19 protein-coding genes and 1 riboswitch are annotated in these 20,127 nt (G+C 49.4%); of the genes, 5 read left to right on the plus strand and 14 right to left on the minus strand.

What is annotated here, in order from left to right; genetic code table 11:
- Positions 1–205 precede the first annotated feature (205 nt).
- Positions 206–2,788: a rhamnogalacturonan lyase gene (locus tag HII30_RS10030; RefSeq protein ID WP_169504884.1), complete on the plus strand. Its 2,583-nt coding sequence runs from the start codon at positions 206–208 to the stop codon at positions 2,786–2,788.
- Between the two features lie 94 nt (positions 2,789–2,882).
- Complete coding sequence (locus HII30_RS10035) at positions 2,883–3,407, plus strand: hypothetical protein (protein WP_169504885.1); 525 nt, start codon at positions 2,883–2,885, stop codon at positions 3,405–3,407.
- 94 nt (positions 3,408–3,501) lie between these two features.
- Here HII30_RS10035 and HII30_RS10040 read toward each other — a convergent pair whose 3' ends face one another.
- From HII30_RS10040 to HII30_RS10060, 5 genes are all read right to left on the minus strand, one after another.
- Positions 3,502–4,368, minus strand: a complete 867-nt coding sequence (locus tag HII30_RS10040; RefSeq protein ID WP_169504886.1) for a VOC family protein — start codon at positions 4,366–4,368, stop codon at positions 3,502–3,504.
- A 138-nt stretch (positions 4,369–4,506) separates the two neighbouring features.
- Positions 4,507–4,674, minus strand: a complete 168-nt coding sequence (locus tag HII30_RS10045) for a hypothetical protein (protein ID WP_169504887.1) — start codon at positions 4,672–4,674, stop codon at positions 4,507–4,509.
- Between the two features lie 113 nt (positions 4,675–4,787).
- Positions 4,788–5,711, minus strand: coding sequence for an AEC family transporter (locus tag HII30_RS10050; RefSeq protein WP_169504924.1), 924 nt, complete (start codon positions 5,709–5,711; stop codon positions 4,788–4,790).
- Positions 5,712–5,716: 5 nt separating this feature from the next.
- Positions 5,717–6,217 carry a GNAT family N-acetyltransferase gene (locus HII30_RS10055; RefSeq protein WP_169504888.1) on the minus strand — a complete coding sequence of 167 codons (501 nt, stop codon included), beginning with the start codon at positions 6,215–6,217 and terminating at the stop codon, positions 5,717–5,719.
- Between the two features lie 95 nt (positions 6,218–6,312).
- Positions 6,313–6,834: a DUF2569 domain-containing protein gene (locus HII30_RS10060; protein ID WP_169504889.1), complete on the minus strand. Its 522-nt coding sequence runs from the start codon at positions 6,832–6,834 to the stop codon at positions 6,313–6,315.
- A gap of 93 nt (positions 6,835–6,927) precedes the next feature.
- Between HII30_RS10060 and HII30_RS10065 the strand changes: the two genes are divergently transcribed.
- On the plus strand, positions 6,928–8,016 hold the full coding sequence (locus tag HII30_RS10065; RefSeq protein WP_169504890.1) for a M24 family metallopeptidase: 1,089 nt from the start codon (positions 6,928–6,930) through the stop codon (positions 8,014–8,016).
- 163 nt (positions 8,017–8,179) lie between these two features.
- Here HII30_RS10065 and HII30_RS10070 read toward each other — a convergent pair whose 3' ends face one another.
- The 4 genes from HII30_RS10070 to HII30_RS10085 form a co-directional block, all read right to left on the minus strand.
- Entirely contained in the window at positions 8,180–9,574 is a 1,395-nt protein-coding gene (locus tag HII30_RS10070) for an L-cystine transporter (protein ID WP_169504891.1), read from the minus strand.
- A gap of 170 nt (positions 9,575–9,744) precedes the next feature.
- A complete protein-coding gene (locus HII30_RS10075; protein ID WP_169504892.1) occupies positions 9,745–10,518 on the minus strand; it encodes an ATP-binding cassette domain-containing protein in 774 nt (257 codons plus the stop codon).
- Complete coding sequence (locus tag HII30_RS10080; protein ID WP_169504893.1) at positions 10,515–11,561, minus strand: iron chelate uptake ABC transporter family permease subunit; 1,047 nt, start codon at positions 11,559–11,561, stop codon at positions 10,515–10,517. The genes HII30_RS10075 and HII30_RS10080 overlap by 4 nt, the downstream gene beginning before the upstream one ends.
- Positions 11,558–12,559, minus strand: a complete 1,002-nt coding sequence (locus HII30_RS10085) for an ABC transporter substrate-binding protein (protein ID WP_169504894.1) — start codon at positions 12,557–12,559, stop codon at positions 11,558–11,560. The genes HII30_RS10080 and HII30_RS10085 overlap by 4 nt, the downstream gene beginning before the upstream one ends.
- Positions 12,560–12,802: 243 nt before the next feature.
- Positions 12,803–13,018: riboswitch (cobalamin riboswitch) on the minus strand.
- A 164-nt stretch (positions 13,019–13,182) separates the two neighbouring features.
- Between HII30_RS10085 and lplA the strand changes: the two genes are divergently transcribed.
- Complete coding sequence (lplA, locus tag HII30_RS10090) at positions 13,183–14,184, plus strand: lipoate--protein ligase (protein WP_169504895.1); 1,002 nt, start codon at positions 13,183–13,185, stop codon at positions 14,182–14,184.
- Positions 14,185–14,496: 312 nt separating this feature from the next.
- On the opposite strand, the gene HII30_RS10095 is transcribed toward lplA, so the two are convergent.
- Positions 14,497–15,210 (minus strand): metal-dependent hydrolase, encoded by a 714-nt coding sequence (locus tag HII30_RS10095; protein WP_169504896.1) that lies wholly within the window; start codon positions 15,208–15,210, stop codon positions 14,497–14,499.
- Positions 15,211–15,404: 194 nt separating this feature from the next.
- Between HII30_RS10095 and HII30_RS10100 the strand changes: the two genes are divergently transcribed.
- The gene (locus tag HII30_RS10100) at positions 15,405–16,208 is read left to right on the plus strand and encodes a Cof-type HAD-IIB family hydrolase (RefSeq protein WP_169504897.1); all 804 of its coding nucleotides are present in this window, start codon (positions 15,405–15,407) and stop codon (positions 16,206–16,208) included.
- A gap of 113 nt (positions 16,209–16,321) precedes the next feature.
- Here the strand turns inward: HII30_RS10100 and HII30_RS10105 are convergent, their stop codons facing one another.
- From HII30_RS10105 to HII30_RS10120, 4 genes are all read right to left on the minus strand, one after another.
- Positions 16,322–17,116: an MBL fold metallo-hydrolase gene (locus tag HII30_RS10105; protein ID WP_211184530.1), complete on the minus strand. Its 795-nt coding sequence runs from the start codon at positions 17,114–17,116 to the stop codon at positions 16,322–16,324.
- Positions 17,117–17,245: 129 nt separating this feature from the next.
- Positions 17,246–17,476 (minus strand): hypothetical protein, encoded by a 231-nt coding sequence (locus HII30_RS10110; protein WP_169504767.1) that lies wholly within the window; start codon positions 17,474–17,476, stop codon positions 17,246–17,248.
- Complete coding sequence (locus tag HII30_RS10115; protein ID WP_343045091.1) at positions 17,473–18,516, minus strand: TIR domain-containing protein; 1,044 nt, start codon at positions 18,514–18,516, stop codon at positions 17,473–17,475. The genes HII30_RS10110 and HII30_RS10115 overlap by 4 nt, the downstream gene beginning before the upstream one ends.
- Before the next feature lie 334 nt (positions 18,517–18,850).
- Positions 18,851–20,092, minus strand: coding sequence for a serpin family protein (locus HII30_RS10120; RefSeq protein ID WP_169504900.1), 1,242 nt, complete (start codon positions 20,090–20,092; stop codon positions 18,851–18,853).
- Positions 20,093–20,127 lie beyond the last annotated feature (35 nt).

A 20,127-nucleotide genomic window follows, 5' to 3' on the forward strand; every position in this document is an offset into this window, starting at 1 on the left:
CCCGCTTCCGATAATGGAAGCGGGTTTTTCATGCCCGCAGGAAGAAAAGTCTGATTTTTACTATAAAAGAACGGTTTCTTCCCTATCTTCTCTTTTATTCGTCACCTACAATAAAATTGATTTCACAATAAATACCTTTTCGAGGGGAGGGTTGTAAAAACCCGATATTGTAAGCGTATACTAAAATTTAGAGAGGAAGATTTTAATGAAGAAAAATCGCACTCCTTGGTCTCGCAGATGGCTGTCAGCCGCCCTCGTGCTCCCGGTTTTACTTGGAGGTAACAGCTTATTCCTGATACCGGATGTTTCGGCAGCATCGCAGCCTGGGACTAAATCTGGAAAACCCGACAAACTTCAACTGGAATATCTGGATCGGGGCCTGGTCTCCGCTTCACGACCGGATGGTATATTCCTCAGCTGGCGGCTTCTGGCCGGCGAAGTCACCGGCTATGGGAATCAAGGTCTCACGGGTCCCGATTTCTATGTTTACCGGGATGGCGTGAAGATTGCCGAGGTCAAGGACAGCACCAATTTCCTGGATTCCAGCGGAACAACGAAGTCTGTTTACACGGTTTCCGCGGTTACCCGAGGCATAGAGAGCGACCGGAGCAAGCCGTCCGTTCCATGGTCTTCCAATTACTATGATCTCAAGCTGAAGAAACCGGACGACGGAGTTACGCCGGCAGGAGAAAGCTATACCTATGCAGCGAATGATGTCAGTGTCGGAGATGTGGATGGTGACGGCCGGTACGAGTATTTTGTCAAATGGGAGCCCTCCAACTCTAAGGACGTTTCCCAGGTTGGCTACACCGGAAAAACGTACATTGACTGCTACACCTGGGAAGGAAATCTGCTCTACCGGATTGATCTGGGAGTCAACATTCGTTCCGGTGCCCATTACACGCAGTTTATGGTCTATGATTTTGACGGAGACGGAAAAGCAGAAATGATGTTCAAGACGGCGCCAGGCACCAAGATTATCCGTTACAATGCTTCTGGCAACATCGTGTCTGAAAATTATATTACACTGCTCCCTGAAGATAAAAAAGCCGGGTACTCCAATGAGGATGACTACCGTCTCAGCTCGGAGGATTATTACGATCATATTGTAAATATGTTTATGAACTGGCATGCACAGGAGGAAGTGATCAGCGGTCAGTGGCCCGCAACGCTTGAAGAAAGCTTCGGCATAGATCCGAAATACAGCTACCCCCTCTCACGCCGTGATGCTGAAAGCCTGGCAGATTACTTCATGGATACTTATGCTCCGGCACGCAGTGATCGAAACAAACTTCGGGCATTTGAAGGTTTTATTGTCAAGGGTCCCGAATATTTGAGCGTCTTTGAAGGGGCTACCGGAAGAGAACTGGAAACGATTCGTTATAAACCGGGGCGTGAAGATGACGGCCTCCGCTGGGGTGACTATGCGATGAGCCGCATTGAACCCGGCAACCGCGTAGACCGCTTCCTGGCCACCGTTGCCTATCTGGACGGCAAACAGCCTTATGCTGTATTTGCACGAGGGTACTACACCCGTTCTACCCTGGCTTCTTACAGCTGGGACGGCAAGCACTTGAAAGAGTACTGGTATGTAGATTCCGGCTGGACACCTATGACCAATCCGTTTAATGACGGACCTCACGGACGGGACGGTACCGATCCGGAGTTTGGCACACTGACCACCCAAGGCGCTCACTCCCTTTCTACGTCTGATGTAGATGGAGACGGGAAGCATGAGATTGTGTACGGGTCCGCCACGATTGATCACGACGGGACCCTGCTGTACAGCTCCATGGACGTGATGCCGCCGAATAGTGCGATACCGGGACAAACTGCACGTTTGGGTCACGGAGATGCCATGCATGTCACCGATATCGACCCCAACCGTCCTGGCCTTGAAATTTTTATGGTTCATGAAGGGGGAAGCTATGCTCCCTACGGTTACAGCCTGCGGGATGCAGCCACTGGAGAAGTTATTTATGGCGGATACACCGGCAAGGATACCGGACGCGGTATGATCGGGGATATTGATCCGTCCATTCCAGGCATGGAGACATGGGCGGTCAGTTTGATGACTGCGGATGGAAAAACGCTTTCCTCCCGGATGCCTGGCACGAACATGAATATTAAATGGGCGGCAGATATGACGACCCAGATTGTGAACGGCAGCCTGGACTCCATACCGACCATCGATGACTTCAAGCGAGGCACCCTGCTGCGGGCTGAAGGCACACGAACGAACAATCATACCAAAGGAACACCGGCCATTGTGGCCGATCTGTTCGGAGACTGGCGGGAAGAACTCGTGGTCCGTACGGCAGACAGCTCCGCGTTACGTATTTATCTCAGCACAGAGATTACGAATCGCAAAATGTATACCCTTATGCATGATCCACAGTATCGTGCTGAAATTGCCCGGCAAAATACTTCCTACAACCAGCCGGCATATACCGGGTTTTACCTGGCGTCAGATACCGACTGGTCCAAGGTTCCCGTACCGTCGTACTGGACTCCTGGCCTGACGACCGTTCTGCAGGCACAGCTCGAAGGATACGCGGCAGCTGGTGAACTGGGAGGTCCGCTGCTCAAGCAGCTGGATAACGCATACCGACAGGCTCTGCACCATATGGAGAAAGGATCAGCTCATCAGGCACTTCACTTTCTGAACCGCATGCTCATTCTCCTGGAGCAGACCAAAAAGCCGGATCAGCTGTCTCCAGCCGCTAAATTAAATTTGTCTCAGTCTGTCTCTGCACTGGTCGATGAGTGGGAGTCCAGAAACGATTAATCAAGGGGGCGGCATTCCCCGAGGGTGGAAAGTGAACGAAAACATCGGTAAAATAAGATAACGATACAGACTTCATTGACCGGGGAGTGCCGTCATGTTTCACCCTACTATTTTTGATAACCTGAAAGTGGCCTTGGAAAATATCATCTATGATCTTGATAATCTGGACAGCCAGGTCCTTGTGACCGGCAGAGAAGATATTCTCAACATGGCCGATATGTCCCGCAGCATCTCCATCATGTTTGAGCCCGTCCCTGCTGAAGGGATCTCTGCAGAAGTATGTCTTCAGGCATCTTTAAAAGATCTGGCGGCAGAACTGCTGGAAACTCCGGGCGAAGAACCGGGATGTCACCTCACACTGCGGTTTTATATACAGATCTGCGAAGAAAAGCAGACCTGCAGTGCCATTGAGAAGCTTTTGTACGACATATGGAATCTCCATCTCCCGCCCGTTCAGATCCTGAGTCATCATTTCGGAGATGCTCCCGGCATTGTTAACAACAAGATTGAAATTGCTTTTCCGCAGCAGATTAACGAGAATAATATGTCGGATCTGCCGGACATGGTTGAGCATATGTTAATAACCATAAAGAAGCTTGCTCCTTTTTCCAAAGCATAAATTCAAATTAAATGAAAATGAGGTATCCCGTGAGACTAAGCGTCTTTTCAGGATACCTCTTCTGCTTACGTTATATCATGCAAAAATGAATCTGTCAGACTGCTGAAGCCTCCACCAATCTAACCCGGATACCTGATGGGTCCGTAACATACACCGTCCCATCCCGCTTTTCCAGGGGCAGGCCGAAAGCCTGAACCCGTTCTATTACTTTAAACAGCTCCGCAGTATCCGGCATAATCACCGTGAAATCATTCATGCCTGCCGCGTCTGCCGGTGTATTCGGTACGCCGAGGCCGGCCCAGGTATTCAGTCCGATATGATGGTGATACTGCCCTGCTGCAATAAACAGAGCCGCTCCTCCATAATGGGCCGTGATCTCAAAACCAAGAATATCACAGTAAAAATGCCGCGCCTGAACAAGATCAGAAACGTGGAAATGCACATGGCCGATAACGGTTTCCGCAGGCAGACCGCGCCACTCCAAATTCTGTGAAGCTGCGAGCAGGCCGTCCACATCGACAGGATCTGTAGCCATTTGCACCTCTCCATTGTCAGACCACTTCCAAGTTTCTCTCGGACGATCTGCATAGATCTCAATACCGTTGTTATCCGGATCACTGATGTACAGTGCTTCGCTGACCAGGTGATCGCCCTGACCTACAGCAATCCGGTGTTTGGACAAATTACGCACGACCAGACCCAGAGTGGAACGGTCTGGGACGAGAATGGCAAAATGATATAACCCTGCGGCAGAACGTTCAGGCTGTACCTGGAGTCCCTCCACAGCTTCCAATATTACAAGCGGCGTCGTACCGTCCGCTGAAAGTTGAGCCACATTCCCCTCTTGCTTCAACAATTTCAAACCGACAACCTCGGTATAGAATGCAACGGAAGTGTCAAGATCCCGAATCCGGAGACTGACTTCTCCCAGTCTTGTCGATGGATGCAATACTGCTGTCATGATTCTCACTCCTTTAAATTAATCTCTATCTTTAGATTACTTTATTATATTTACTGAAAAAAATAAAGTCAATGACCAAATAATAAGACCGGGTTTAAAATCCCGGTCTGCATGTATTTGAGCATTCGTCTATGTTGTTTAAAACATTGGGAACACATATCTGATCAGGAAGTACAGCAATCCGAAGAAAATGATAAGGTATGCTGCATATTTGATAAATGTAGATGCTACCAGACTGTTGTCATTACGTTCCTCAACATTGCGTGTTTCCACCTCGACGTTCTCATGACGGTTACGGGATTCCATCATTACTACCTCCCCTTTTCACCTGCGGTGCAGGTCATGTGTAATAGCTGCTTGCTTATTCTTACACACACCTGCGTGGCTTGAACCAGCATATGGAGGACAATCTGCCACCCTCATAAAATCCCGATCAAGACAGGAAGCAGCACAAAGGAAGCCAATGTTGTCCACAAGATGCATTTTGAGACCAGTCTTGGTGCAGCATCGTACTGCTCGGCAAGAATAACCGCATTCACCGCTGCTGGCATAGCAGATAGAATCAATATGACAGCAAACAAAGTGCCATCTACAGAGAGAAGCGCCAGCAGCAGCCAGGCGGTCAGAGGAGCAATGATCATGCGCATCGTCATACCTGACCAAAAACCGCGGGCGCTTACCGGTGATGCTTCTGCCCCTTCTCTTGTTCCGATCATCTGTGCTCCTAAAATGACCAGGGCCAGCGGCGCATAAGCAGCCGATAACATGGAAATGCCTGTCTCGAGCGCATCCGGCAGCGTACTTTCCGTGATTCGAATGAGTACGGCTAATAACGCCGCATAGATGGAGGGCAGCATAAAGATCGACTTCACCGCCTGTACCGCCGAGAAATGAGATCTTGCCGCCAAGTACACCCCAAACGTATTGATAATAATAATTTGAATGATGACATATACAGAAGCATTATCCAGCCCTGCCTGACCGAACGCCAGCAGCACCAAAGGCAGGCCGTAATTGACACTATTCGTAAACAACGTGGTCAGCGCCAGACCCGCCTGTTCTGGCTGTGAGAGTTTCAAGAGCCTGCCAGCAGCCAGGCACAACAGCCACAGTACCACAATATTCAGGATACAAAAAGCTGCAGTGACCATGACATCGGCAGAAGTAATCTCCGCCTTAGCCAATGTTTCAAAAATAAGTGCAGGACTCATGATATAAAGAGATACGGTGGACAGCGGCCTGGTTTCCATACCCCTGAACCGCTTCAGCAGCGCGCCGGCGATCACAGGAAGGGAAATGGGAAGAAATACGCTGTACAGCGTGGACAAAAAAGATGTCAGCAGAGTCATCAGACAGAACGTCCTACGATCACCAGGTCACGTCTGATTCCGTCCAGCTCGGCGACCCCCGGCAGCAATCCCCACTGCTGGAATCCAAATTTACGGAGCAGCTTCAAGCTCGGCTCATTATGACCGAACACGAATCCTACGAGATTGCTGATCCCAAGGTCAGGACACACATCCAGTGCTTTTTGTATCATGATGCTGCCTGCTCCTGTTCCCCGGTAACCTTCATGAACATAGATGCTAATCTCCACGGTTCCGTTGTACGCAGGCCGCCCGTAAAAGGACTGGAAGCTCATCCATGCCGCGATGTTATCCCCGTTCCTCATGACCCACAATGGACGATGCGCCCGGTCATGCTCTTCAAACCAGCGCATTCTGCTCTCCGGCGTGACGGGATCCAGATCCGCAGTAACCATCCGGCCGGAAATGGTGGAATTATAAATGTCTACGATGGCCGGGAGATCCTCCACAGCCGCGAATTCGATTGGGTATAAAGTCGTCATGAAACATTCCTCCGTTAATATCAGCTTGCCAAGACATACTTATTTTAACGGAGGTAAAATAAAAAAGCTTTATTTTTATCTCGGCGCCCTGGCCTTTATTTTACAAATGTATTTTTCACTCGCTTGGATCGAAGTAAGTAAGGAATCCAGATGGCACTGTAGAAGATAGTCCTGCCCACTACTTTTGATGAATGAGCAAGCTCCTCTTCAGTAATGAATGAAATTTGATTAATAACAGCATGATCCAGGATACCAGCCACCGCTCCCAGCACCATAAAGCCAATCATCGTCTTGGGAAAAGCCCGTTTCCTGCGGTAGAGCAAAAAGATAATGACTACTAATAATATGAGCTGAGATACCAGAACCAACAATTCAAACCAGATAAGAGGCATTAAGACCGGCTCATAATATATACTGGTTTCATCTGAAAAAAGCTTCAGCTCTTCTGACCCTAAAACAATAATGGTATTATTAAGTGCAAATGAAGATATAATGAGACTCAATAAAATGGATATCTGAACCAAAATCATCCATCCGCCAAGTCCCTTTGGTTTTTTCTTTTCGGCAGCCGGCGGTTGTGAGACCGGACCACTCTGCTGTGAATTGGTTAACTCCATTAATTTACCTCCTGAAATTATTCATATTTTCCTTAAATTACCTAGGCATTATTATAACATCTGATTACGATTGCGAAAAGGAGATGCTCTTCGATGAATGAAAAACTGAAGATCATTTGTAAGACCATGGAACAGCAAGCATGGGACACCGTCCTCATCACAAACCCTAAGCATATTTACTACCTGACCGGCTATGCCAGCGACCCTCATGAACGGTTTCTCGGATTAGTAATTCCTTCCGGAGAGGAGCCATTTCTCATCGTACCCGCCCTGGATGCAGAATCCGCATCGTCTTCCTCCCATGTTAGCAGAATTATCACTCATCAAGATACCGATCAGCCGTATGAAGTATTGTCCAGACATATCCACGGAAAGGTCGGTACGCTTGCACTGGAGAAAGGCCACCTGACTGTATCCCGATTCGAGCAGCTTCAGCACTTCCTGCAGTTTCAACAATGTGAAGATATCGGACCAATACTCCAGCGTATGCGAGTATGTAAATCATCCAGCGAGGTAGCTGTCTTAAAACAGGCTGTCCAGCTGGTGGAGCAGGTGCTGCGAGATGGATTGAAATCGGTCAAACCAGGTGTACAGGAAGTGGAACTGGTCGCGGAGCTGGAATATTTGATGAAAAAAGCAGGTGCACAAGGTCCCTCATTCGATACCATGGTTCTCACAGGAACGCAGACGGCGCTCCCGCATGGCGTACCTGGCAGCCGGCGGGTCCGTGAAGGAGATCTTCTGATGTTTGATCTTGGGGTATTTTATGGCGGATATGCGTCTGATATCACACGTACCTTTGCTGTCGGTGGCATCCCTCCTAAAGCGAAACACATATATGAGGCTGTACTGGCCGGTAATGAAGCCGCCATTTCAGCGGTCCGCCCAGGGGTAACGTACGGCTGCATCGACAGGGCCGCCCGCACTGTTATTGAACAGGCAGGCTATGGCCCGGCCTTCCTTCATCGTCTGGGACACGGCCTGGGACTGGATGTGCATGAATATCCATCTGTCCACGGTCTGAACGAGGATCTCATCCAAGCTGGTGCCGTATTCACCATTGAGCCTGGTATCTATATACCCGGCACCGGGGGCGTGCGAATCGAAGACGATGTTCTCGTTACAGAAGAAGGGGCCCTGGTGCTCACCACATTTCCAAAACAGCTGACCGTCATCGGTTAGCTCCCGACGATACAGCACAAAAAAGCGCGCAGGATATGATCAAACAGAACGGTTTGTCATACCTGCGCGCTTTTTTCAAGATTGCGTGATGGTTAGCTGTCTTTCTAACGTGCCCGCGCAGAGTCTTCTGCCGGTAGTACAGCTTTTAGTCATTGGATTTATGTTACGTGTGCATCAGATCGATTTCCTGATTCCGGTCTTTATACACGTCCGTATCCACCTGCTTCATTACTTTTCCGGTTACAAGCCCCGCCGTCATGGAATCATTCACATTCAGTGCAGTCCGGCCCATATCAATGAGCGGCTCTACGGAGATCAGAAGTCCAGCCAGCGCTACCGGCAGATTCATTGTCGAGAGAACAATCAGAGAGGCGAAGGTAGCTCCGCCGCCCACGCCAGCTACACCGAAGGAACTGATCATAACCACCACAATAAGGGTGAGAATAAATACCCAGTCTGTCGGGTCTTGCCCTGCAGAAGGTGCTATCATTACAGCCAGCATGGCCGGATAGATACCAGCACAGCCATTTTGACCCATCGTGGCACCAAAGGATGCTGATAGGTTGGCGATCCCCTCCTGAACACCCAGCTTTTTGTTCTGGGTCTGAACATTCAGCGGGATCGTTGCCGCACTGGAACGGGATGTGAAGGCAAACGTCAGCACCGGCAGTACTTTTCGCAAATAAATCACCGGATTGAACCCGAACACCATTAACAGCAGCAAATGGATGACGAACATGACAATAAGCGCTGTATAAGATGCGAGGACGAAATCGATGAGATCCAGAATGACCTGCAGGTCCGTTCCCGCAATGGTTTTGGCCATCAAAGCCAAAATTCCGTAAGGGGTGAGACGCAGCACAAGAGTAACAATTCTCATGACGATACCATATAAGGAGCGAATGATTTTGCGGAACATATCCGCCTGCTCCGGCTGTTTACGATCCAGTCCCAGCACTGCGACACCAATGAATGCGGAGAAAATAACTACTGCAATGGTGGAGGATCTGCGAGCCCCCGTCATATCAGCAAAAGGATTGGCAGGTACGAATTCCAGAATCTGTTCTGGCAGCGACTGATCCTGGACCTCACCCAAACGCTGCTCCAGAGCCGCCCCCTGTTCCTGCTCAGCGGCACCACCCTGAATATTTTCGGCTGATAAATTAAAGACATTCGCTGTTATAATACCGACAGATGCAGCAACCCCCGTCGTCAGAATCAGCACAGCAATGATGAGCCCGCTCATTTTCCCGAGATTGTTTCCACCCTTCAAGTTCATAATGGCAGAAATAATGGAGACCATAATCAGCGGAATGACCATCATTTGCAGTAAACGGACATATCCGAAACCTACGAGATTAAACCAGTCCGTCGATTTGGAAATCACATCGGAGTTTGCTGTGTACACAGCCTGTAAAATCACCCCGAAAACCACACCCAAAGCCAATCCGGCAAACACTCTTTTTGTAAAAGAGTAATGCTTTTTCTGCATCCAGAACAAAACACCGATCAAAATAAGCAGTACAACCACATTTAAAATGACCAAAAAGGTTTCCATCGTACCGACCATCCTCCTCTTATTATGTATGTGATCCTTAATATGACATAGCGGACACATCCCTTATGTAAACATTACCCTATGCTGGTGAATCGTATGCCATTATTTTGTTCATCAAGAACCTTATTTACTCCATCAATACAAAAAAAGACGGCTTACGCCGTCTTCTATTACTGTCTGACCAGCAGAACCTGAGGCAATCCGTTACACGGGTGAGGTACAATTGACGTATCCACACGAAAAATATCTCTCAGATTTTCTTCTGTCAGCATCTGAGCCGGGCTACCTTCACCAGCTGACTGATTTTCATGCAGCAGCAGCAGCTTATCGCAAAACTGGGATGCCAGGTTTAAATCATGCAGGACACTGATCACCGTGATTCCCGTCTCCTTGCGCCACGAAGCTACCATATTCATAAACTGCAGCTGATACCGGATATCCAGATAGGTGGTCGGTTCGTCCAGCAGCAGCAGTGAAGGCTCCTGAGCCATGACCTTTCCCAGAGCTGCACGCTGACGCTGACCGCCGCTTAATAGATCAACTGGACGATGCTGCAGTTCTCTGAGCTCCAGCTTGTCCATGATCGAATCCAGAAACGGTCCGGGATCGCGCTGTTCGCGTCCTCGCCAGTTTTGAAAAGGATACCGGCCCATTTCCAATACTTCACGCACCGTAAAATTGGTCTGCGGCAGGCCTTCCTGCTGCAGCACGGCTATTTTCCGTGCCAGCTCCTTCCGTCCGAAAGTCCTGATATTCCTGCCTTCCAGTTCCACGCGGCCTGAAGTAGGAGCTTCCACACCCGACAAAAGCTGCAGCAAAGTACTCTTCCCACTGCCGTTGGGACCGATAATTCCCCACCACTCTCCCGCTTTGACGTGCCAGCTCAGATCTTGGAGGGCCGGGTGATCATCATAATATTTGCTTACATGTTGAATGGTTATCACAAGCGGCCCTCCCTGCGCTGTTTTCGGCTGCGGTACAGCAGGTAAGCAAAGAACGGAGCGCCAATAAAGGCTGTAACGACACCGATCGGAATCTCACCGGGAGACAGAAGCGTTCTCGCTGCCGTATCACTCCACACCATGAACACCGCTCCGCCCAGCGCGGACAGCGGGATAATGATGCGGTAATCTGATCCGGTGATCAGACGAATCATATGAGGTACCACCAATCCTACAAAACCGATCACACCGGACACGGACACAGCAGCTGCGGTCAGCAGGGTGGCAACCACCAGCACACTCCATTTCAGCCGGTCGACATTCAATCCCATGTGAGAGGCTTGACGCTCCCCCAATGACAGCAGATTTAAAGCTCGGGAGCGGCTCCACAAATACACAAAACCGGCTGTTAAATAGGGCAGCAGTACAGCGATGTATGTCCAGCCTCTCATGCTCAGGCTGCCCATCGTCCAGAACAGAATATCATTCAGTGTATCCCTGGACATGATCGTCAAAAAGGAAACCACCGCACCGAGAAAAGATTGCATAACCACCCCGGCAAGGATCAATCCGTGTGTCGGAATTTTTCCGTTTTCCCGGGACAGCGCCAGCACGATCAGCAGAGTAATTGCTCCTGTTAGAAAAGCGACCAGCGGCAGGGTCCAGGCACCTGCAAAGGAGTACTGCAGTCCGTAAAATATAAGAACGGCTGCGCCCAGCGAAGAGCCTGATGCCACGCCCAGTGTAAAGGGATCCGCCAGCGGATTGCGAAGCACGCCTTGAAACGCAGCGCCGGCCACAGCCAGAGACGCTCCGACAAGCATGCCCAGCACAATACGCGGCAGACGGACTTTCATAATGATCTGCTCGGCGGAAGGCTCCCAGACGGTAGCGATGGAATTGCCAAGTCCCGGAATTTTCTGGAGCAGCATCGCTCCAATCTGCTTGACAGGCAGATGCACGGAGCCGATGGAAAGACTCACCACGAGACTCAGCAGCAGCAAAGCCAGCCCCGCTGCACCGTAACCTGCAAGCTTTTTACTCACGGTGTCATCAGATCCGGATAAATCGCTTTCGCTACTTCAACCAGCCCTTGCGTAACACGAGGTCCCGGGCGGCTGATCAGATTATCGTCAAGTTTGATCAATTGATCATTCTTCACCGCTTCCATCTGATCCCAGCCTGATCTCTCTTTAATAATTTGGTCCAGCGTCTTGTTGGACTCATCCATTACGTTGGCAGAATACAAAATCACGTCAGGATTCGCAGAGATTATGTTCTCTTCGCTAACCTCAAACCAGCCTTCTCCATCCCCAGCGGCATTAACGGCATTGCTGATGTTCAGCATTTCATCCAAATAAGTGCCCTTACCGACAGTCCAGCCTGGGGAAAACTCTACGTATACGGTTTTTTTATCTTCTTCTTTCAGGTCTTTTACCGCATTTTTGACAGAATCCAGCTCCTCCTGCATTTGAGCCACGATGTCCTGCGCTTCCGCCTGACGGTCCGTAATCTCACCGACAAGCTCGATATTGGTCATCACTTCCTCAATGGTCTTCGGATCGTTGACGAACAACTTAATGTCCAGATCGCGCAGCTTTTTGATATTATCCTCATTCATGGCCGCCGTGAAAACCACATCTGCACCGGAGGCTACGATTGCTTCTACATCCATCTCATATCCGCCCATTTTCGGCTTGGATTTTGCAGCTTCCGGGTAATCATCCACCTCGGATACGCCTACAATTTGCTCGTCCAGACCCAGTGCAAACAGTTTTTCTGTCTCGGATGGAGACAGGGATACTACCTTGGCTGGAGCTGCTTCAAATGTAATTTCTTCTCCTGTGGCATCTTTCACCGTCAGCGGATAACCCGTTTTGGAGCCCTCTTCCGCTTGACCGGAATCCGGTGTCTCGGTTTCTTCCTGCTGTACCGGTGCTGGTGCACTGTTCTTCGGTTCTGTTTCTGCTCCGCAGGCTGCCAGCGTCAAAGCCAACATCAGCATTGTGATAAATAGCGACCCTGATTTTAACATCTTGTTCATTGTTGTCTCTCTCCCTTTGTTTCTATAACTTGAGTGCATCGCTTGATCCATTACTTCATGACCGTCATCTGACAGTGTATAAGACCGACAAAAAACCCCTGACTCTTTTCACTGGAAGAATCAGGGGTTACGTTATTGGATTGATGACAGCCGCGGCTGTGAAGGTCAGGCCGCCGAGTATATGCACTGGCCCGCATCCTCTTCACGCGGTATCTCCAAACGTAATCCTTTCCTCGAAGGACCGTCAGATCATCACGCGGGCAGGTCTCCTGACTTACAGGTCATTCACAAACACTCCGCCTTCCCGCACCTTGTTCTCGTCAAGGCCAGTGGCATTATGGAGGTTCTTCCTGTTTCACAGTGGCGGGACCGTGCCGGATTCACACCGGCTTCCCTTTTAACCCGGATATCTCATGACAATATCATGTCCATCCGGGACCTCGCGTATATGGGGTATAGAAATATGATTGGGTTCCAAGCTTGCCTCTGTTGTGAATTATAGGGGATACCGCGATGCCTTACAAGCGTTAATTCTTACTCCACTGTTTTTGCTCTCCTGCCCGGTCATCGTTTACAATAGTTCATAGTTTAGACTCTAAAGAAAATTTACGGAGGCGTACACCATGCTGTTTATTGATAATCAGGGGATTCACGATCCCGCTATAAATCTCGCGATTGAGGAATATGCGCTGAAGCATCTGCCGATGAATGACAGCTATTTGCTCTTTTATATTAACCGGCCGTCCATCATTATCGGAAAGCACCAGAACACCATTGAGGAAATTAATCAGGAGTATGTCCGCGACCACGGCATCCAGGTCGTTCGTCGTTTGTCCGGTGGCGGTGCTGTTTATCACGATCTGGGCAACCTGAACTTCAGCTTTATTACCAAAGATGATGGACAATCTTTTCACAATTTCCTGAAATTCACCCAGCCTGTTATTGATTTTCTGCAAAAGATGGGGGTTCCTGCCGAGCTCAGCGGCCGCAACGACCTTCAGGTCGGGGAGAAAAAGATCTCCGGCAATGCCCAGTTCTCTACTCGGGGACGGATGTTCAGTCACGGCACGCTTATGTTTGATTTGAATCTCGATGACGTACAAGCCTCTTTGAACGCAAATCCGGAGAAATTCAAATCCAAAAGCACCAAATCCGTGCGCAGCCGGGTGGCTAACATCAAAGACCTGCTCGGCACCGATATGACCATTGAACAATTCCGTGGCGAACTGCTGCGATCCATCTTCGGCATGGAGCCGGACCAGGTACCGCAGTATACGCTGGAGGAGAAAGACTGGGAGATCATCCACCAAATCTCCAAAGAGCGTTATCAGAACTGGGACTGGAATGTGGGATTGTCTCCTGAAAGCAATGTGAAGCATGCCCGAAAGTTCCCGGTAGGCATTATTGATATCCGGATGGATATCAAGGACGGGCATATTGCAGAAATCAAAATTTACGGCGACTTCTTCGGTGTAGGAGATGTGGCAGATATCGAAGATACTCTCCGAGGGAAACGTTATGAGGAAATTGCGGTTCGTGAGGCACTGTCGGTCATTGACGTCAAGCACTACTTTGGCAACCTGGATCTCGAGGACCTAATCCATCTGATCTTTTTGGAAGATTAGGAGTCTATGTATGCATCACTACGAATGCGGATCATTCTTCCAATCACTGTTGTCCCCAGATTTAATTGAATTTTATTAACAACTGTTGAAATCCGGGGACAAAGGTATATGCTTTCGAAGCAGTTTTCCTTTGGAAAACTTTTAGGTGAACGCTTCGCTTCTCCAGAATGATTCCGCCTTCTCCGCCTGAAGAATAGTTCTTTAACTCCTCAGTCCGCAAGCTGGTTCCTGTACTCTGCAGAACCAGCTTGTTTGCTTTTGGCGTGCATAAAATTGCACCGTAGCATTGACTTTAGCCCGAGTCTTTCATTTCTATCTCACCGCGATAAATACATACCATAAGAGGACAAAGGTAAGCACCATACATACGGTTTCCACCATATTCCCCCATTTGGTTCCTGTACTCATCAGTTTCAGCTTGATGCGGAATTTCAAAGGCGGCAGTGGGCGTATGCCGCGGTTTGTCAGTGTATCGGCAGCCAGATGCAGTGCATAAGACAGCCCGCCTGCAATCCAGAGGCTCTCTCCTCCAGTTATATTCTGCGTTCCAAAATACAGCAGGCCGCCCCAACCTGCAACAGCATACAGACTATGCGTCAGTCCCCTGTGAGATACCAGGGAGCATATCATGAGTACACAGCCTGCTATGGTGCTCCAGGGACTAAAGCTGTGCCCAAACTGTACGAGCCCCAGTCCGATCATAAACATCACAATATGACGCAGCGTTCGTCCTGGCAAAAAAGACACGACAGCGATCAGCCCGCCAAGCGCCAAGTTCCATGGCGCATAAGCGGAACCGTAAAAATAAATAAACAATGCTCCTGCAACCAGACTCAGCTGCAGCAGCCGCAGCAGTCCCGTAGGAATCGCAGTTCGGACCAGGATCGAGTTCGGTTCGTCAATATCCGGAAGCAGTGAGCTGACTACAGCTACCGCTGCCGCAGGCAGGGTGACAGGAACACCAGCCAGCCCCATGACCGACAAAGTAACACCGGTGCTTATAATCAAATGGGCTTTTCCCATCATAATAACTTTCTTCCTTTCAAAGGCAGCTTGAACACACACGAATATACGTTCGATTTCTTCAGTATATCAACACCCTTTCCTTTTTGTCTACCCTTGTCCAGCTCGCCGGAATGGGATACAATTTGATCAATTGTGAAATAGAGACAAGATGGACAGGAGTTTACGGTTACAGATAAAGAGGAGGAGAAATCATCGTGACAGTTTACAAACTAATGGCAATTGATATTGACGATACGCTGATTAATGACGACAAAGAGGTTACACCCGGTGTACAGCAGGCTCTGGAACAAGCGGTGGCCCATGATGTCGTTGTGACTCTGGCGACCGGGCGTGCCTATGCGTCTGCTCAAAAAATTGCCCGTCAAACCGGTCTAAACGTACCGATTATTACGTACCAAGGTGCTCTTATTAAAAATCTGCTGGATGAAAAGGTGTTGTATGAGCGTTTTGTCCCTCTGGACGGAGCACGCAAGTTGTATGAATACTGTCTGGAGCACAATCTGCACCTGCAAACCTATATCGATGACAAGCTTTATGCACGGGAAGAGAATCAGAAATTGATTGATTACTGTACCTTGAACCGCACACCTTATTATGTAGAACCGGATTTCATTAAGGTGGTCAATCAACCGACCCCAAAAATGCTCATCATTGATGATCCCGACTATCTGGATGAACTCATTCCAGTGTTCCAGGAGATGGTGGGCGATCAAATGCATATTACCAAATCCAAGCCGCAGTTCCTGGAATTTATGCACAAGGAAGGCACCAAAGGTCATGCACTAACTTTCCTGGCAGATCACTTTGGCTGCTCCCTGGAGGAGACGATTGCGATCGGCGATTCGTGGAATGACCACGAAATGCTGGAATGTGCCGGACTGGGTGTTGCGATGGGCAATGCGATCGAGCCTTTGAAAGAGATCGCTGATTATGTAACGGCAAGCAATAATGAGGACGGCGTCAAACACGTCATCGAGAAGTTTGTGCTGAATAACTAATAAACGCACATTCTCCAAAAAGACACGGTACACGAAACAGGCCCCTTGGCTGCAAAGCCAATCGGGGCCTGTTTGTATACTGCTGCTATTCTAGCAGTGCTGTTGGTCTCCTCTTACAAAGCCGTTTCACTCTTATTTTTGCCAAGCAGCACCTTCATGCCGCCTTGGACCAGACTAACACCGCGGGGCAGAACCGGCGGCCTCGTCATGTCCACATCATGTGACATATGGGTATATATTGTACGTTTTGGTGATAACTCGGCCACGAGATCGGCAGCTTCCGTCATATCGTATACCGAGCGGGTGCTGAACTCTGCTTTCTCATAAACAAAGCTTGTTCCGAGCACCAAGAGGTCCAGGCCGTGAAGCGGCTTTTTCTCCTCTGTGTTGAGGTTGATGGAATCCGAGTTATACACCCACTTGAACCCCTCTTTCTCAAAACGGTATGCATAGGAATAGCCATTCTTTCCGTGGTTCACCTTCCACCCTTGAATGCTCCAGCCGCCCAAACTCAAGCCAGCATGTACCTCCTCCATCATCAGATGGTTCGACAGCCAAGGGTACTGGGATACAATCCGCTCCAGCACCTCAGCGGGTGCATATAATCGGCCTTTCGTACCCAGCCACCGGCAGGCATCTGCCCACTCCGGCAGGCCCCCGATATGATCAAAATGCGCATGGGTCACAAGAATATCCGGACTCTGCCGAAGTTCCTGCTGCTCCATCATCGTACGCCAGTCAGGACCGCAGTCAATCAGGAATGATCCTTCCCCGCCGCTGATCATCACCGACGACCGCAGCCTGCGGTTCTTACCTGATGTTCTCGCCTCCATGCATACTGCACAGCTGCAGTATACCCTCGGAACGCCCATCGCGTCCCCTGTACCAAGAAATGTTAATGTATCCAAAGCTGTTTCCATTTCATTTTATGCCCCTATCTGTATGCAGGTAATCAAAGTAAAACCGCCCGGCAAGCATGCCGGACGGCTGAATGTGACCGTTATAACTGCCGAAGCCGGCAATATGATTCCAGAAATTTATGCAAAGGATGGCTTCTGATCGTCAACAGATCCGCTGATCACCTTCACATATCTTTTGTCGGTTCCCTCAACAGATGGACCTATATATATTCCGCCATACCTCTGTCTCTTCACCTGGCGCTCCGACCGCTTCAAGCTTCCGGTACGCTTCTCCTCACTGCGGTTCATCCATTGTCCGCTGATCGGACCGGAGTGGCCTGTATTCTTGTTCCGGTTAATTCTGTTCATAGGACATCTCCTCCAACCAAATGTCTGATCGTACGAAGAAGCTCGCGGTTATGCTCAACGACTTCAGCCAGTTCAACCTCAGACAGTGTGACATGACCTGTGAAGTGAACGGATAAAACATCATTTTCACCTAAAGGATAACAGAAGACATAGACATCCGCAACTTCCTGTTGATGATAAAATGCCCATTTTCCGCTGCGATACACATCAAGAACGTAGATGGATTGACGGGACTCCGTATGTTCGGATGGAACGTCATCCTGAAATGAAAAAAAACGCCCTTTCCCTACATTACCCCCAATTTGAGCCAACCCTTCATTTCCGCGTTTTTTCCAGAATGCAGCACCTGTAACTCTGTACTCTCCACGTACAGGAGGAATGAGGGAATTGCGAACTGCTTCGCTCAGTGCATAATACTTTTCTGCCTGATCGCTCACATGCACATTACGGTTGTATTCCCAGAAGAAATGAAGCACACTCTGCTTGCGCCTGAGATCCCATTCCTTCTGCTGCAGCAGATCATCCGGGTGATCAAAGAAGGACAGCGCCTCCACCGCCCTTAGGATGTGCCCGCAGGCAACGTCTACGGCAGACTTGTCGTCCCCGTCGCTGCGCAGCTCATACTCCAGAAGGGTCAGCCCCTGCAAATCTGTCAGCAGATGGTACTCCTGCACTTCGATATCCTCGATGACTCTTCCGTCCGGCTCCACCTGCATGGGGATGATACAGAATACGCGTGACCTGCCAAGCCTTCCCCAAAACAATCCCATTTCAAACAACGTATTATCTCTTGTGATGAACACAGGCTTCCCGCGAATCAAAGCCACATCATCCGGCGAAAAAATAAACACTCCAAAGTCGCTTTGAACCAGCTGCCGTTCCAGTGCTTCCATCGTATACATGTTCGCTCCGAACGTTCCTCCGTACCATGGCGTGACCTGGACGCTTCGTCTCAGCTGTTCATGTACCGCACGTGCATAACGGATGGCTTCCCGTGAGGAGCCGATAAACAAATTCGGTTTGGTTGTGGTTTTTGGCACACCGTTACTCCCCTTGACGATATATTTAAGATTATTCCACAAGTATATCAAAGTGAACGGCTTTGTGGAAAATTTTAGATGTGACATTACGAATAAAGTTATAAATTACACACAGGTCCACTTCGATTGAGAACCATCTTCCGATCGCTGTTATCCCCGGATTTTTTTGAATTAATACTCACATCAGGGTAAACCCGGGGATAGTTCATGCTTCCGATGCTAGCTTTCCTTCGGAAAGCTTTAAGCCGACCACTCCGCTTCTCCAGATTGGTTCTCACTCTACGTTAACCGTGTTAATTTTATAATCAATCTTATATATAGAAAGCTCTCATGCTCACAGCTGCCGGATCCCTCCCATAAACAGCCAGGCTCCGGTATCCCGCTCCACGATTGCAAAGAAAAACGGACGGTTCACCGTCATCTCGATTGGTTTCTCCGGTGGTGCTGAACCAGCCATACCTATAGCTGTGACCGCAGCTGCCTCGGTTCCCTCTTCATTCACATCAACTACAGTCTTATGCAAGACCTGACTGATGAACAGCCCGCTTTCTTTCGTTATCCCACTAAAATCAGCCTGCCTGGGATCTGTCGCCTTCTCAAGACCCATTGCTTCCAGCGTATCTTCCAGTCTCACTGAGCCTTCTGCTTTAAACCTAGGCAGACCAAGCTTCACCGTCTCATAGGAATAATCGGTATCCCACAATGAAGCATCCTTCCACAGCAGTGTGTGCAGCTCTTCCAGAGATGAGGTTTCACTCGGCAAAATGACCAGCATATACATCCGGCCATCTCCGTATGGGAGCTTCACCGCCTGCCAGGCTTCACTTTCCTTGTAATCGTATCTGCGCTCCATTGTCATCATTGGTACTTCCTGTACCGATCCGTCCGCCTGCGTAAAAGACTCTTTTTTCGTGAATTCAGGATTAAACACATGCTCCCATCGGCCGTTAAAATAAATGGTATTCACCAGTGCTGCCGTCAGCCCTGGCGGATCCTGATACAGCTCCTTGATCATGCCGCCCGTCTGCTGATCTACCCACTTATTGATGTCTTTCACAAATGCATTCGACGCCAAATCTGCGCTGTACGCCTGGGCGTCGTAGAACTCTTTCAGGCGGTTGAGGTAATCCTCCTGCAGTGTAAATCCTTCCTGGATCCAGATGGAGTTCGCTGTATTGACCATTACGCCGCTTCCCCGTTCCAGCAGCAATCTAAGCTGGCTGTTTCCTTTATTAACCTGATCTTGCTCCATTCCGGTCCAGCCCAAAACCTTCTCCATTTCCGCCTTTGTCTCTCCTGCACTGCCATTGTAGGCTAATGCCAATGCTGCGGAAATGCTGTATGGAGACAGGATCACATTGTTTCCGGATTTCTGTTCCGTCTCCAGCTGCTGATAAAGCCGCAGTCCGAAGGCATTCTGGGCCTCCACGATGGATTTGTCGAGCATGGCAAGAACAGCCTCCCTCTCTTGTTGATCCAGAGGCTCGGCCTCAGACTGAGACTTTCCGGCAGAATGCCCGCACGACGTCAGCAGCAGGGTCATGCCTAAAGCGGCCAGGATCCATTTCCTTCTCATGCGCACTATAAACCCCCTCCGTTAAATACGTATCA

The sequence above is a fragment of the Paenibacillus lemnae genome (assembly GCF_012933385.1).
Taxonomy (GTDB): Bacteria; Bacillota; Bacilli; order Paenibacillales; family Paenibacillaceae; genus Paenibacillus_AQ; species Paenibacillus_AQ lemnae.

Coding starts and splice junctions, on each gene's coding strand:
- HII30_RS10120 (WP_169504900.1), bottom strand. CDS start 20,092: ATGAGAAGGAAATGGATCCTGGCCGCTTTAGGCATGACCCTGCTGCTG.
- HII30_RS10030 (WP_169504884.1), top strand. CDS start 206: ATGAAGAAAAATCGCACTCCTTGGTCTCGCAGATGGCTGTCAGCCGCC.
- HII30_RS10070 (WP_169504891.1), bottom strand. CDS start 9,574: ATGGAAACCTTTTTGGTCATTTTAAATGTGGTTGTACTGCTTATTTTG.
- HII30_RS10060 (WP_169504889.1), bottom strand. CDS start 6,834: ATGGAGTTAACCAATTCACAGCAGAGTGGTCCGGTCTCACAACCGCCG.
- HII30_RS10045 (WP_169504887.1), bottom strand. CDS start 4,674: ATGGAATCCCGTAACCGTCATGAGAACGTCGAGGTGGAAACACGCAAT.
- HII30_RS10095 (WP_169504896.1), bottom strand. CDS start 15,210: ATGATGGGAAAAGCCCATTTGATTATAAGCACCGGTGTTACTTTGTCG.
- HII30_RS10040 (WP_169504886.1), bottom strand. CDS start 4,368: ATGACAGCAGTATTGCATCCATCGACAAGACTGGGAGAAGTCAGTCTC.
- HII30_RS10035 (WP_169504885.1), top strand. CDS start 2,883: ATGTTTCACCCTACTATTTTTGATAACCTGAAAGTGGCCTTGGAAAAT.
- HII30_RS10085 (WP_169504894.1), bottom strand. CDS start 12,559: ATGAACAAGATGTTAAAATCAGGGTCGCTATTTATCACAATGCTGATG.
- HII30_RS10110 (WP_169504767.1), bottom strand. CDS start 17,476: ATGAACAGAATTAACCGGAACAAGAATACAGGCCACTCCGGTCCGATC.
- HII30_RS10055 (WP_169504888.1), bottom strand. CDS start 6,217: ATGACGACTTTATACCCAATCGAATTCGCGGCTGTGGAGGATCTCCCG.
- HII30_RS10065 (WP_169504890.1), top strand. CDS start 6,928: ATGAATGAAAAACTGAAGATCATTTGTAAGACCATGGAACAGCAAGCA.
- lplA (WP_169504895.1), top strand. CDS start 13,183: ATGCTGTTTATTGATAATCAGGGGATTCACGATCCCGCTATAAATCTC.